Genomic DNA, 12,317 nt, shown 5'->3' with positions numbered 1-12,317 from the left:
TTGTTAACTGCTCTTTGTATTCGCTCATCAATGGTATTGGTAGGTTAGGGTATGGCACATCAGCTGGATGCATTGGATCTCAACTTAATGCGTTTATTAAAAGCCGTGGTGGAAAACCGCAGCATCAAGCTGGCCGCAATGCAGCTTGGCATTTCTCAACCGAGCGCCAGCCGCGGCGTGATGAAGTTGAAGCAAGTGTTTGATGACCCGCTTTTTGTGCGTAAAGCACATGGGGTAGAGCCATCACCCATGGCGATTCGTCTCGCCGCCGAGTTCGACAATATGGTTGCACCACTGGAAAAAGTGGTGCAAGAATTTGAAGTGTTCGACCCACTGCAATACCAAGGGCAGATTGCGATTGTAACTGACCCTTATTTGATGGATGAACAAGGGCAGCGACTGCTCACTGGCTGTCATCGAGCCTTTCCCAAAGCGCACTTTGCCTTTTCCAGCTGGAATACTTACTCGCACGATGAAATGTTAGAAGGCGAGCACGATTACTGCATTCTTGACCAAGAGACCGAGCTGTCGAAAGACATTTACATGCGCCCGTTATTCGTTGAAAAACGAGTGATTTTGGCGCGCAAAAACCACCCAACGTTGTCGAAAGTCAGCAATGATTGGGACACGGTGTCCAAACTACCACTCGTCTCTTTGCCTGCGCCTGCATCATATAAACCGCTTTGTACCGTGGAGTCCGAGTATCGACGTATGGGTTATGAGCCAGTAGTGTTACTGAAGTCCTATAATTTGCGTTTGGCTTGCCAAATGTTGCAAGAAACCGACGCGATTATGTATGCCAGTCAAAGCTCGGCATTGTTGATGCCAGAACTCGCCTCTTACGCAATGCCACCCGTTAATCGTGAGTTCAGTCAGTTTGTGGTCTCTGGCGGTTTCCTTCAAACCAACCGCAACCATCCTTTGCACAGACACCTACATAAAGTGGTGCGACAAACCCTCAATACGCCGCTGATTTTTACGCAGTGACGTCACCTGATGGCATCAGCTGAATGAGAGAGCAGATGCTTTAACCTTATCAATGTTGTGTGATTACATAGACAACTTATTTCTTAAGATATTCAAAAATGAATATCTCAATTACCTGTCTCTTTTTCCTACCCAGCGCTAACCTTATCTCAAATAGTCAGGAGAAGTGGCTCATTTTTATCTTTTTAACTTTTTGAATGTCGATACAGGTACGTGGCATTCACCATTCTCCGTTATGCATTTTTTTAATTTCTGATGGAGGATTAATCATGCTAGTTGCACGTCTATTTTTATTGCTCGCCATCGTTGCCGAAGTGGCTGGCACCAGCACTATGTCTCTTATCGGACAAGGGCACGGGTGGTGGGGCTACATCGTAATGTATGTGCTGATCGCAATCTCTTACTACTTTCTCGCGTTTGCCGCGAAGAAAATATCTATCGGTGTGGCATACGCTGTCTGGGAAGGGTTAGGTATCTCGTTGATCACCGTGGTGTCGATCATCGCCTTTGATGCCAACTTAAACCATCAAGAGTTGTTTGGTTTGATGTTAGCCGTTGTTGGCATTGTGTGTGTGACCTTAGGGGAATCACATGGTCAACCTAACGCCAAGAAAAATGCCGATAAACCGGCAAAAGAACGTTCATTTTCTACTAGTACAAGGTGCGAATCATGAGTCAATTTTTTACGATGTCATTTGGATTTGTCGTGATGGCTGCCTTGGTCGATATCATGGCCAATATGGCGCTGACACGCTCAAAAGGTTTTAAATATAAAGGCTGGGGCATTGCGGCGATTGTGTTGGTACTGACAGCATTCACGCTGTTGGCACAAGCGGTGAAAGAGATCGACTTAGCCATTGCTTATGCCTCTTGGGGTGCGATCGGTATCTTGGGTACCGCAGTGGGTGGAGCCTTGCTGTTTAAGCAGAAACTCAAGCCAATCGGCTGGTTTGGTATCTTTGTGGTGATTGCTGCCGTCGTGGTGATGAAGACCGCTTGATGTAATTTAATGAATGCTAGATATCGTCATTCTGAGTAGCAAGAGACGAGTGTGATTCAGAATCTACCAACAAAAAGTGCTGTGGAAGAGGGGTTTTCTCTGGCTTCACAGCACCTTGATATTAGATTCCTGATCTCGCCTAGGCTCGTCGGAATGACGGACTCATTCATTTTTAAAAAGAACAGAGGCCAATCCTAAAGTTCGTCATTTTGAACAGCAAGAGACGAGCGTGATTCAGAATCTACCAACAAAAAGTGCTGTGGAAGAGGGGTTTTCTCTGGCTTCACAGCATTTTGCTATTAGATTCCTGATCTCGCCTAGGCTCGTCGGAATGACGGATTCATTCGTTTTTTGGAAAGAACTGAGGCTAATCCCAAAGCTCGTCATTCTGAACAGCGAGGGACGAGCGTGATTCAGAATCTACCAACAAAAAGTGCTGTGGAAGAGGGGTTTTCTCTAGCTTCACAACACGTTGATAGTAGATTCCTGATCTCGCCTAGGCTCGTCGGAATGACGGATTCATTTGTTTAAAAAGAACCGAGGCCAATCCTAAAGCTTGCCATTCTGAACAGCGAGGGACGGGCGTGATTTAGAATCTACCAACAAAAAGTGCTGTGGCAGAGGTGTTTTCTCTGGCTTCACAGCTCGTTGATATTAGATTCCCGATCTCGCTTAGGCTCGTCGGAATGACGGATTCATTCGTTTTTAGAAAGAGCGGTGGCCAATCCCAAAGCTCGTCATTCTGAACTGCGAGGGACGAGCGTGATTCAGAATCTACTAACAAAAAAGTGCTGTGGCAGAGGAGTTTTCTCTGACGTCATAGCATGTCGAGATTAGATTCCTGATCTCGCCTAGGCTCGTCGGAATGACGGATTCATTCGTTTTTAGAAATAGCGGTGGCCAATCTCAAAGCTCGTCATTCTGAATAGTGAGGGACGAGTGTGATTCAGAATCTACCAACAAAAAGTGCTGTAACAGAGGGGGATTTTCTCTTGCTTCACAGCACGTTGATAGTAGATTCCTAATCTTGCTTAGGCTCGTCGGAATGACGGACTCATTCATTTTTAAAAAGAACCGAGGCCAATCCCAACGCTCGTCATTCTGAACAGCGAGGGACGAGCGTGATTCAGAATCTACCAACAAAAAGTGCTGTGGCAGAGGAGTTTTCTCTGGCTTCACAGCACGTTGATATTAAATTCCTGATCTTGCTTGGGCTCGTCGGAACGACGAGGTCTTTCTTCTCGCCTTAAACAATAAAGCTTGCGCCTTCTTCTGCACTCGATACGTTTTGGCGGATCACGCTAAACAGACCTCGTCCCCAAGTTTGTTGGGTCGATTCGGTATCGAAATGAATCAACTCGCGACCAGTGGTGTCGCTTAAGTTGTTCAGTTCACCCGTTTGGCAATCCAGACGAATCAAATCACCGTTGCGCACCAAACCAATCGCGCCACCACGAATGGCTTCTGGAGAAACGTGAATCGCAGACGGAATTTTACCTGATGCGCCAGATAAACGACCGTCAGTAACTAGCGCGACTTTAAAGCCCGCTTTCTGCACGTTGCCGAGGATTGGCATCAGTTTATGCAGTTCAGGCATGCCGTTTGCCGCTGGGCCGTTGTGTGTGACCACAACGATGCAGTCTTTGTTCAGCTCGCCACGTTTGTATGCGGCTTCCACTTCGTGTTGGCATTGGAATACGATCGCTGGTGCCACAATCACGCGTTGCTCTTCTTTCACCGCAGACACTTTCACCACGGCTTTGCCTAAGTTGCCAGTCAATACGCGAGTGCCGCCAGTATTTTGGAAAGTGGCATCCGGTTTGGCGATCACGTCACCGTCTTGGCTGCCTTGGCACGGTGTCCAAGTCAGTTGTCCATCGACAAGACTCGGTAGCGTTATCTGGTCTTCAAATTCACCAAACACGGGTTTCACATCGCGATGCAAAAGCTCGGATTCGTTCAAGCGGTGCAATAACGCTGGCACGCCCCCCGCGTCTTGGAACGCGTTCATATCGGCTGGGCCGTTCGGGTAAACGCGCGCTAATAAAGGAACCACATCCGACAGATCGCTGATGTCTTGCCACGTGAGCAAGATGCCAGCAGCACGCGCCACGGCGATCATATGAATGGTGTGATTGGTACTGCCGCCAGATGCGAGTAGAGCGATGATGCCGTTGACCAAGCTCTTTTCTGTGACCACTTCTGCCAACGGACGGAAGTGTGCAGAACCCGCCGTCATTGAGGCGATTTTCAGAGCCGCGTGATCGGTTAACGCTTTACGCAGTTGGGTATGGGGATGAATGAATGCTGAACCTGGCAGCATCAAGCCCATGGCTTCGAACACCAACTGGTTGGTATTGGCGGTGCCGTAAAACGTACACGTACCCGCAGAGTGGTAAGCGCGACACTCCATATCCAGCAGAGCGTCTTTGCCGACTTCTCCCGCTGCGTATTTTTGGCGCACGTCGACTTTCTCTTCGTTGCTGATGCCTGTTGCCATCAGACCCGCTGGCACAAACGCCGTTGGTAGGTGAGCGTAAGACAGCGCGCCCATCAGTTGCCCCGGTGCGATTTTGTCACAGATGCCAAGCAGTAATGTGGCATCAAAGACATTGTGACTCAAAGACAACGCCGTTGATTGAGCAATTAAGTCACGCGAAAACAGCGACATATCCATGCCTGCTTGACCTTGAGTCACCCCATCGCACATCGCTGGCACACAACCTGCGACTTGCGCTGTATGGCCGTAGTCCGCCAGCACTTGTTTGATTTGCGTTGGGTAGTCTTGGTACGGCTGGTGGGCGCTCAACATGTCGTTGTAGGCGCTGATCAGCGCGACATTGGCATGAGTAAAATCGAGAATATTTTTCTTTTCAGAAGAGCAAGAAGCGGCGACTGCATGGGCTAAGTTACCACAAGATAAACCAACACGGCCTTTGCCAGCTTCGGTTTGCACTTCGGTGCGAGCAAGAAACGCAGCGCGCGCTTCACGGCTGCGCTCGGTCAAACGTTGTGTGACCTCAAGAACAACAGAGTGAGTCATTACGCCACCTCGATCGCTTGCATTTTGATTAGCTCAGCGGCAGAGCGTTCCACCACGTCGCTGATGTCTCCGTCGATACTGATGATCAGAGTTTGAGGCTCGTTGTCTGGGCGCTCTAGCGTCTCGAATTGGCTCTTCACCATGTTTTCTTTCATGAAGTGGCCTTTGCGCATACGCATGCGATTAAGGATCAACTCCATATCGCCATCAAGGAACAGGAAGGTCACGTTGTCGTTGCCTTCGCGGATCTGATCGCGGTAAATCTTTTTCAGTGCTGAACAGACAATAATGCCGTGTTCGTTTTTGCTTTCTAGGCTGTACGCCGCATCACGAATGCGTTCTAGCCATGGCTTGCGATCATCATCGTTCAGAGGCTGGCCCGATGCCATTTTCTGAATGTTCGCTCGTGGATGAAGATCATCACCATCAATGAATTTACGCCCTAGCTTTTTCGCTAGATGCTCACCAATTGTGCTTTTACCACTAGCACAAACGCCCATAACGATGACACTACTACCAGCCATAACTTATCCTCATAACCAAATTTGCGCGTGATCTCAATTTTTGAATTCACTTTAAAATATGGGTTTATCTTATTAATGTTATCGGTAACATGTTACCGGTAACTGAAATAAATGTGAACCATAACACAAACAATAATTCTTAAAGGTGAACCTATGGAGCAATTAACCCAAGCCCCAGATCCTACGTTCCTACTGACGATTGCAGGCCTTGCCATTGCAGCGTTACTCGTTCTGATCATTAAACTGAAAGTCCATGCTTTTGCTTCTCTTACTATGGTGAGTTTAGGTACGGCAATCGCCACTGGCGTTCCTTCAGAGAAAGTCGTATCGACCATGATGGGCGGCTTCGGCGGCACGCTGGCTTCCGTGGCATTGCTGGTTGGTCTTGGTGCGATGATCGGTAAAATTCTTGAAGTGACTGGCGGTGCGAAAGTGCTGGCAGACACTTTGATTGGTCGCTTTGGTAAAGAGCGCGCACCATTTGCTTTGGGCGTCGCTTCATTACTGTTTGGCTTCCCAATCTTCTTCGATGCAGGCCTTGTAGTGATGATGCCAATCATCCTAAGTGTGGCGGCTCGTTTTGGTGGCTCACCAATTAAATACGCGTTGCCTGCTGCCGGTGCTTTTGCGGTTATGCACGCGTTTGTTCCACCACACCCAGGTCCGGTTGCAGCGGCAGAATTCCTTGGCGCAAACATCGGTCTGCTATTGGTGGTGGGTATTCTGGTTGCTATTCCAACTTGGTACCTTGGCGCTTACCTATTTGGTTTGTACGCGGGCAAAAAATTCGATATCCCACTATCTAAAGCCTTCTTTAATGGCGAAGCGATGGTGGATGAGCGCAACGCACCAAAATTTGGCACGGTTATGACCATCCTTGTGCTGCCAGTCCTGCTAATCTGTTTGGATACGGTATTGAACACACTGGCGGTTGCGGGTGTGATTGATGGTAAAACGGCACTGGTTGAGTTCCTACGTATGCTAGGTAAAACCCCAGTTGCGTTGCTGATCACTTTGATTGTCTGTCTGGCTGTGTTTGCCAAAGACTACGGCATGGCAAAACTAGAAAAATTATGTGGTGAGTCATTGGCTCCTATCTGTGGTGTTATCCTAGTAACGGGTGCAGGTGGCATGTTTGGCGGCGTACTGCGCTCAAGCGGTATTGGTGATGCACTGGCTGACGTTCTTACAGACACAGGTATGCCTGTGATTGTGGCGGCGTTTGTGATTTCAACTTGTCTGCGTGTTGCTCAAGGCTCGGCAACCGTAGCGCTAACCACTACGGCGGCTCTTATCGCGCCAGTTGTGGCAGCATCAACAGGTTTGAGTGAGCTCGACCTTTGCTTTATCGTAATCGCGATTGCGGGTGGTGCAACGGTACTGTCTCACTTCAATGACTCTGGTTTCTGGTTGGTATCTCGTCTGCTTGAGATGGATGAGAAAACCACATTAAAAACTTGGACGGTAATGGAAACGTTACTTGGCGGTATCGCGTTTATTATCGTCGCAACATTAAGCTTTATTCTTTAGAGGTTCCCCATGACAACACTTGAACAACGATTAAGAGAAATAAAAATCGTCCCAGTTATCGCAATCAACGACGTAGCACACGCTCTGCCACTGGCAAAAGTGTTGGTAGAAAACGGTTTACCATGTGCGGAAGTGACATTCCGCACCGAAGCGGCGGCGGAGTCGATTCGCATCATGCGTGAAGCGTACCCAGAATTGTTGATTGGCGCGGGCACCGTTCTGACCACAGAACAAGTGGATATCGCGATCGAAGCGGGCGTGGACTTTATCGTTAGCCCAGGCTTCAACCCAACCACAGTGAAATACTGTCAGCAACGTGGTGTGACTATCGTACCGGGTGTAAACAACCCAAGCTTGGTTGAGCAAGCGATGGAAATGGGTCTGCGTACGTTGAAGTTCTTCCCTGCTGAGCCATCAGGCGGCGTAAACATGCTGAAAGCACTCACGGCGGTTTACCCAGTGGAATTCATGCCAACAGGTGGCGTGAGCCCATCCAACGTGGAAGATTACCTAGCGCTGAAATCGGTTGTAGCTTGTGGCGGTACGTGGATGGTGCCAACCGCAATGATGGACAACGGCGATTGGGAAGGCATTGCTGAATTGGTTCGCGCAGTTAAGTAAAACGCACAAACGGCTCCGAAATACCCCCGAACGTTAGAAAAAGTGATACGAAAAAGGGTCATCAAGTTACTTGATGACCCTTTTGCTTTTTGGAATGAAACAGCTTTAGAAGTGATGCTTAATAAAGCGCTTAATAAAGCGAATGAAATCTGCTTCGGCTAGCTTCGCGCACTTCAATGTTTGGGCGTGAGACAATTCTACATCTCCCAAGCCTTCTGCCATGTTGGTGATCGCACACACTGCCAATACGGGTAAGCCGCAATGCGCCGCAGAAATCACTTCTGGCACGACCGACATACCCACCACATCACCACCGATGATTTGCATCATGCGGATTTCGGCTGCGGTCTCAAAGTTGGGGCCTGTGTAAGAGACAAACACACCTTCATTCAGGTGAATGCCATTGGCTTTTCCGACTTCAAACGCTTCTGCGCGCAGGTCTTTGTCGTACGCATTGGCGAGGCTGAAGAACCTCGGGCCGTACTCTTCATCATTCGGACCGATCATTGGCGATTCAGGCATGGTATTGATGTGATCATGAAATACCACCAGAGAGCCGACATCAATACGCTCAGGGCGAAGTGAGCCTGCCGCGTTGGTGACGAGCAGAAACTCACAGCCCAGCTTTTTAAAGGTGCGTACGGGCGTGGTCATGACCTTCATTGAGCCGTGTTCGTAGTAGTGACCGCGACCTTTCATGCACACTACGTCTACGCCGCCCATGGTGCCAAGTACCAACTCACCAGAGTGGCCTTGCACGGTGCTAACCGGAAAGCCTTCGAGCTCTTCGTATGGAATGACCACTTTGTCTTGTAGTTCGTCTGCCAATACGCCTAAGCCAGAGCCTAAAATAAACGCCGCTTTAGGTTGGAAGTTTGGTTTGCGTTCGCGAATGGTTTGTAGCGCGCCGATTACTGGATCGTGATTCATGTTAGTCACCTTCTGGTTGTGTGTTGATTCCATTGTGTGACTTTCTGCGCTGGTTATCTTTGCTTTATTCGCTACTATCATCCTTAAAAAGAGGATGATGAAATTCGCTAGGACTCAATGCATGAAGTCAGAACCATTTGAGCGCGTGACGCTGAAGATGCTGCGTTACTTTTACGAGGTCGCACAAACCAAGCATTTCACTAAGGCGGCCGAGAACCTCAATATCACCAATTCGCCGTTGAGCAATCGCATCAAAGAGTTGGAAGAGGTACTTAACGTCAAACTGTTTGAGCGTGATTCAAGAAACGTCATGCTAACGGAGGCCGGACGATTGTTGGAGTCCAAATGCCAACTGATTTTTCAGACCTTGGATGTCTCGCTCAATCAAGTGCAGCAAGTGGGGTTGAACCAGAGAAATATCCTGCGAGTTGGTGTGGTAAGTAGCGCATTTTGGGGCGGATTTGATCGTCTGTTACAGCGCTTCCATGCTGAGCATGACACTTATCACGCCGACATTTTTGACCTTAACCCAGAGACGCAAAAGAAGCACCTTAGCGAGAAGAAAATCGATGTGGGCATTGTGCGTTTTGCTGATGCACTCAACATTTATCCGTATCAGTCGGTATCTTTGGGCAAAGATGTGTTTGTGGTGGCGGTGTCGGAGCAACATGAGTTAGCCAGCAAATCTTTGCTGCGGCTCCAAGATTTAAAGACGTGTGAGTTTGCGTTTATGAGTTTGGCGAATTCAGCCTCGGCAAACTTCATCATCAATGCCTGTCTGCAAGAAGGCTTTTCACCCCATATTGGCAAACAAGTGGTGGAGCCAAGCACCTTGATGGCGTATGTGGCAAACAGCAATACCGTGACGTTGGTGCCGTCGACGTTTTCTCAGCATCATTGGCATGGGATTCGTTTTATCAAGCTGAAAGAGTCACTGCGTGCAGACTTGTGTCTGATTCATGATGGTAAGCAGGAGAGTGCTATTAAAGCCGAGTTTATTCGCACATTATTAGAGAATGCGAGTTAAGCATGGGATAACAAAAAAGGTCATCCTAAGATGACCTTTTCAAATGATTCGCTGAAATCAGCAATGCGATTAGCGCGTAATTAACGCATCGTTACGAACTCTTCTGAGCCCGTTGGGTGGATAGCCACAACAGAGTCGAAGTCTGCTTTGGTTGCGCCCATCTTCATTGCTACGCCGAAGCCTTGGATCATTTCATCTACCGTGAAACCGATGCCGTGCAGACCAACAACCGTTTCTTCTTCGCCCGCACATACAAGCTTCATCTTACATGGTTGACGGTGCTTAGTAACGGCGGTGTACATCGCCGTAAAGCCAGACGTGTAGACTTTGATATTGTCTTTGCCGTACTTCTCTTCCGCTTCTTGCGTTGTAAGACCGATAGTGCCGATTGGTGGGTGGCTAAATACCACAGTTGGTACCAAATCGTAGTCCATCTTCGCGTTTGGTTTGTTGTTGAAAAGACGCTCAGAAAGTTGACGACCCGCTTTCACTGCTACTGGTGTTAGCTCGATACCGCCTTCCATGATGTCACCCACACAGTAGATGCCTTTCACGTTAGTTTCTTGGTATTCGTCTACCTTGATGTAGCCTTTTTCGTTCGTTGCCACACCGGTTGACGCTAGGTTGATTGCGTCTGTCGCTGGGTGACGACCGATTGCCCAAATCAGTTGGTCAACGTTTTGGCTTTCACCGTTTTCTAGGTGCAGAGTTAGGCTGCCATTGGCTTCTTTTACCACTTCTTTTGGTACAGAGTGGGTGTGCAGTTTTGGACCTTCTGCGTCCATCACTTCAACCAATGTATCGATGATCATTGGATCGAAGCTACGCAGTGGTGACTCTTTACGTACGAACAGGTGCGTTTCTGTACCTAGCGCGTGCAGTACGCCAGCAATTTCAACTGCGATGTAGCCTGCGCCCACAACCGCAACGCGTTTTGGTTGCTCTGCTAGGTCGAAGAAGCCGTTTGAATCGATGCCGTATTCAGCGCCTGGAATGTTTGGAATAGTAGGACGACCACCAACCGCGATCAGTATGTGATCTGCTGTGTAGTGTTCACCGTTTACTTCGACAGTTTTTTCGTCAACAAACTTAGCAAAGCCTTTAATCACGTTTACTTTGTTGTTGCCAAGAACGCGATCGTAAGATTGGTGAATACGACCGATGTATGCCTGACGGCTCTCAACCAGTTTGCTCCAGTCGAAACCTTTCACGTCGACATCAAAACCGTAATCTTCTGCGTACAGGTTCATTGCTTCTGCGATTTGCGCGCCATGCCACATCACTTTTTTCGGTACACAACCTACGTTTACACAGGTACCGCCAAGGTCTTGAGCTTCGATTAGCGCAACTTTCGCGCCGTACATCGCCGCACGGTTTGCAGATGCGATGCCGCCACTGCCGCCACCGATACAGATATAGTCAAAATGAGTCGCCATTACTTTCTCCAAGAGCTTATAAATTTTATCTGGTACATAGATAGATTGGGATGACCTTGCCCGAACTCAATGCCACCGTTATCCCACTATCATAAATCGAATTCGACTAATTCCTAAATGGGAAAAAGCGACAATACTTATGACAAATAGCGATGAGAGGCACAAAAAGAAGAATAAGCACGATTGGAGGGAGAAGGTGAGAGCATAAAAAAGCGCAACGAGAATATCGTTGCGCTTGAAGATATCAGTACTGAAGTGCTTACTCTGGCACAATCCAGTCCACTTTCCAGTGGCCAGTTGCTGGTGAGATCGCGTCTTGCAGGAATGGCAGAATCTCTTTCATCTGGCTTTCCAGTTTCCATGGCGGGTTAATCACAATCATGCCGGATGCCGTCATGCCGCGCTCGTTGGTATCTGGTGCAACACCTAACTCGATTTGCAGAATTTTACGAATGCCCAGTGCTTCCAAGCCTTCGATCATATCTTCGATGTCGTGACGGTTTACCACTGGGTACCAAATCGCGTAGATACCGGTTGCCCAACGTTTATGGCTCTGATGAATCGCTCGCACCACATCGCGGTACTCTTTCGCGAGTTCGTATGGTGGGTCAATCAGCACCAAACCACGACGTTCTTGTGGCGGTAAGCTTGCTTTGAGGCGTTGGAATCCGTCTTCTTTGAAGATGCTCACTTGGCGATCACGATGGAATTCTTGCTCTAACAATGGGTGATCGGCCGGGTGCAACTCGGTCAGCACCATGCGATCTTGTGGGCGGATTTGCGCGCGCGCCACACGTGGTGAGCCTGGGTAGTAACGCAGCTTCTCGCCATTGTTGAGCACTTTAATGGCATCGATGTAGCTTTTGATGTCTTCGGGAATGCTTGGGTTATCCCAAATACGTGCGATGCCTTGTTTGTATTCGCCCGTTTTTTCAGACCATTCGTGAGTCAGATCGTAACGGCCCACACCCGAGTGGGTATCGTGATAAACGAATGGCTTATCTTTTTGTTTCAGCGCATCAAGAATGAGGCTTTGAACGATGTGTTTGACCACGTCGGCATGGTTGCCAGCGTGGAAGCTGTGGCGGTAACTTAACAAATTAAACTCTCGAAACACTCTTTGGTTGAGTGTGGTCTGTGATTTTCACTCTATGGCGGTATTATACTCAAGTAACTTAAAGATGTAGAACTTCCAATCAAATCTGTTCCTCTGATAAGG

At 48.5% G+C, this 12,317-nt stretch carries 11 protein-coding genes; 6 read left to right on the top strand and 5 right to left on the bottom strand.

All coding sequences use genetic code 11. The annotated features are described in order from the left end of the window. The first annotated feature begins 51 nt into the window (after window positions 1-51). From R7Z41_RS05140 to R7Z41_RS05130, 3 genes are all read left to right on the top strand, one after another. A complete protein-coding gene (locus R7Z41_RS05140; RefSeq protein ID WP_005379132.1) occupies window positions 52-987 on the top strand; it encodes a LysR family transcriptional regulator in 936 nt (311 codons plus the stop codon). Between the two features lie 269 nt (window positions 988-1,256). After that, complete coding sequence (locus R7Z41_RS05135; protein WP_005379135.1) at window positions 1,257-1,661, top strand: SMR family transporter; 405 nt, start codon at window positions 1,257-1,259, stop codon at window positions 1,659-1,661. Beyond that, window positions 1,658-1,987: an SMR family transporter gene (locus R7Z41_RS05130; RefSeq protein WP_005478614.1), complete on the top strand. Its 330-nt coding sequence runs from the start codon at window positions 1,658-1,660 to the stop codon at window positions 1,985-1,987. The genes R7Z41_RS05135 and R7Z41_RS05130 overlap by 4 nt, the downstream gene beginning before the upstream one ends. Window positions 1,988-3,233: 1,246 nt before the next feature. Here the strand turns inward: R7Z41_RS05130 and edd are convergent. Together edd and R7Z41_RS05120 are read right to left on the bottom strand one after the other, a co-directional pair. Continuing rightward, window positions 3,234-5,030 (bottom strand): phosphogluconate dehydratase, encoded by a 1,797-nt coding sequence (gene edd / locus R7Z41_RS05125; RefSeq protein WP_065274992.1) that lies wholly within the window; start codon window positions 5,028-5,030, stop codon window positions 3,234-3,236. Beyond that, window positions 5,030-5,554 carry a gluconokinase gene (locus R7Z41_RS05120; RefSeq protein WP_005478642.1) on the bottom strand — a complete coding sequence of 175 codons (525 nt, stop codon included), beginning with the start codon at window positions 5,552-5,554 and terminating at the stop codon, window positions 5,030-5,032. The genes edd and R7Z41_RS05120 overlap by 1 nt, the downstream gene beginning before the upstream one ends. Window positions 5,555-5,707: 153 nt before the next feature. Here R7Z41_RS05120 and R7Z41_RS05115 point away from each other — a divergent pair, with 153 nt between their 5' ends. Next, window positions 5,708-7,084: a GntP family permease gene (locus R7Z41_RS05115; RefSeq protein ID WP_012841240.1), complete on the top strand. Its 1,377-nt coding sequence runs from the start codon at window positions 5,708-5,710 to the stop codon at window positions 7,082-7,084. Window positions 7,085-7,093: 9 nt separating this feature from the next. After that, window positions 7,094-7,705, top strand: coding sequence for a bifunctional 4-hydroxy-2-oxoglutarate aldolase/2-dehydro-3-deoxy-phosphogluconate aldolase (locus R7Z41_RS05110; RefSeq protein WP_005394384.1), 612 nt, complete (start codon window positions 7,094-7,096; stop codon window positions 7,703-7,705). Window positions 7,706-7,810: 105 nt separating this feature from the next. Here R7Z41_RS05110 and xapA read toward each other — a convergent pair whose 3' ends face one another. Then, entirely contained in the window at window positions 7,811-8,635 is an 825-nt protein-coding gene (xapA, locus tag R7Z41_RS05105) for a xanthosine phosphorylase (protein WP_025793785.1), read from the bottom strand. A 121-nt stretch (window positions 8,636-8,756) separates the two neighbouring features. Between xapA and R7Z41_RS05100 the strand changes: the two genes are divergently transcribed. Then, window positions 8,757-9,662 carry a LysR family transcriptional regulator gene (locus R7Z41_RS05100; protein WP_005379156.1) on the top strand — a complete coding sequence of 302 codons (906 nt, stop codon included), beginning with the start codon at window positions 8,757-8,759 and terminating at the stop codon, window positions 9,660-9,662. Window positions 9,663-9,742: 80 nt separating this feature from the next. Here the strand turns inward: R7Z41_RS05100 and gorA are convergent, their stop codons facing one another. Further along, window positions 9,743-11,098 carry a glutathione-disulfide reductase gene (gene gorA, locus R7Z41_RS05095; RefSeq protein ID WP_318136313.1) on the bottom strand — a complete coding sequence of 452 codons (1,356 nt, stop codon included), beginning with the start codon at window positions 11,096-11,098 and terminating at the stop codon, window positions 9,743-9,745. A 259-nt stretch (window positions 11,099-11,357) separates the two neighbouring features. Further along, window positions 11,358-12,197: a 23S rRNA (adenine(2030)-N(6))-methyltransferase RlmJ gene (locus tag R7Z41_RS05090; RefSeq protein WP_225477617.1), complete on the bottom strand. Its 840-nt coding sequence runs from the start codon at window positions 12,195-12,197 to the stop codon at window positions 11,358-11,360. Window positions 12,198-12,317 lie beyond the last annotated feature (120 nt).

The sequence above is a fragment of the Vibrio sp. 1457 genome (genome assembly GCF_033340195.1).
GTDB classification, from domain to species: Bacteria; Pseudomonadota; Gammaproteobacteria; order Enterobacterales; family Vibrionaceae; genus Vibrio; species Vibrio alginolyticus.
This window is presented reverse-complemented; position numbering and strand designations above follow the sequence as displayed.

What these genes read in the sequence shown, in the direction of transcription:
- R7Z41_RS05130 (WP_005478614.1), top strand. Translation starts at nt 1,658, where the DNA reads ATGAGTCAATTTTTTACGATGTCATTTGGATTTGTCGTGATGGCTGCC.
- gorA (WP_318136313.1), bottom strand. Translation starts at nt 11,098, where the DNA reads ATGGCGACTCATTTTGACTATATCTGTATCGGTGGCGGCAGTGGCGGC.
- R7Z41_RS05115 (WP_012841240.1), top strand. Translation starts at nt 5,708, where the DNA reads ATGGAGCAATTAACCCAAGCCCCAGATCCTACGTTCCTACTGACGATT.
- R7Z41_RS05120 (WP_005478642.1), bottom strand. Translation starts at nt 5,554, where the DNA reads ATGGCTGGTAGTAGTGTCATCGTTATGGGCGTTTGTGCTAGTGGTAAA.
- R7Z41_RS05140 (WP_005379132.1), top strand. Translation starts at nt 52, where the DNA reads ATGGCACATCAGCTGGATGCATTGGATCTCAACTTAATGCGTTTATTA.
- xapA (WP_025793785.1), bottom strand. Translation starts at nt 8,635, where the DNA reads ATGAATCACGATCCAGTAATCGGCGCGCTACAAACCATTCGCGAACGC.
- R7Z41_RS05100 (WP_005379156.1), top strand. Translation starts at nt 8,757, where the DNA reads ATGAAGTCAGAACCATTTGAGCGCGTGACGCTGAAGATGCTGCGTTAC.
- R7Z41_RS05110 (WP_005394384.1), top strand. Translation starts at nt 7,094, where the DNA reads ATGACAACACTTGAACAACGATTAAGAGAAATAAAAATCGTCCCAGTT.
- edd (WP_065274992.1), bottom strand. Translation starts at nt 5,030, where the DNA reads ATGACTCACTCTGTTGTTCTTGAGGTCACACAACGTTTGACCGAGCGC.
- R7Z41_RS05135 (WP_005379135.1), top strand. Translation starts at nt 1,257, where the DNA reads ATGCTAGTTGCACGTCTATTTTTATTGCTCGCCATCGTTGCCGAAGTG.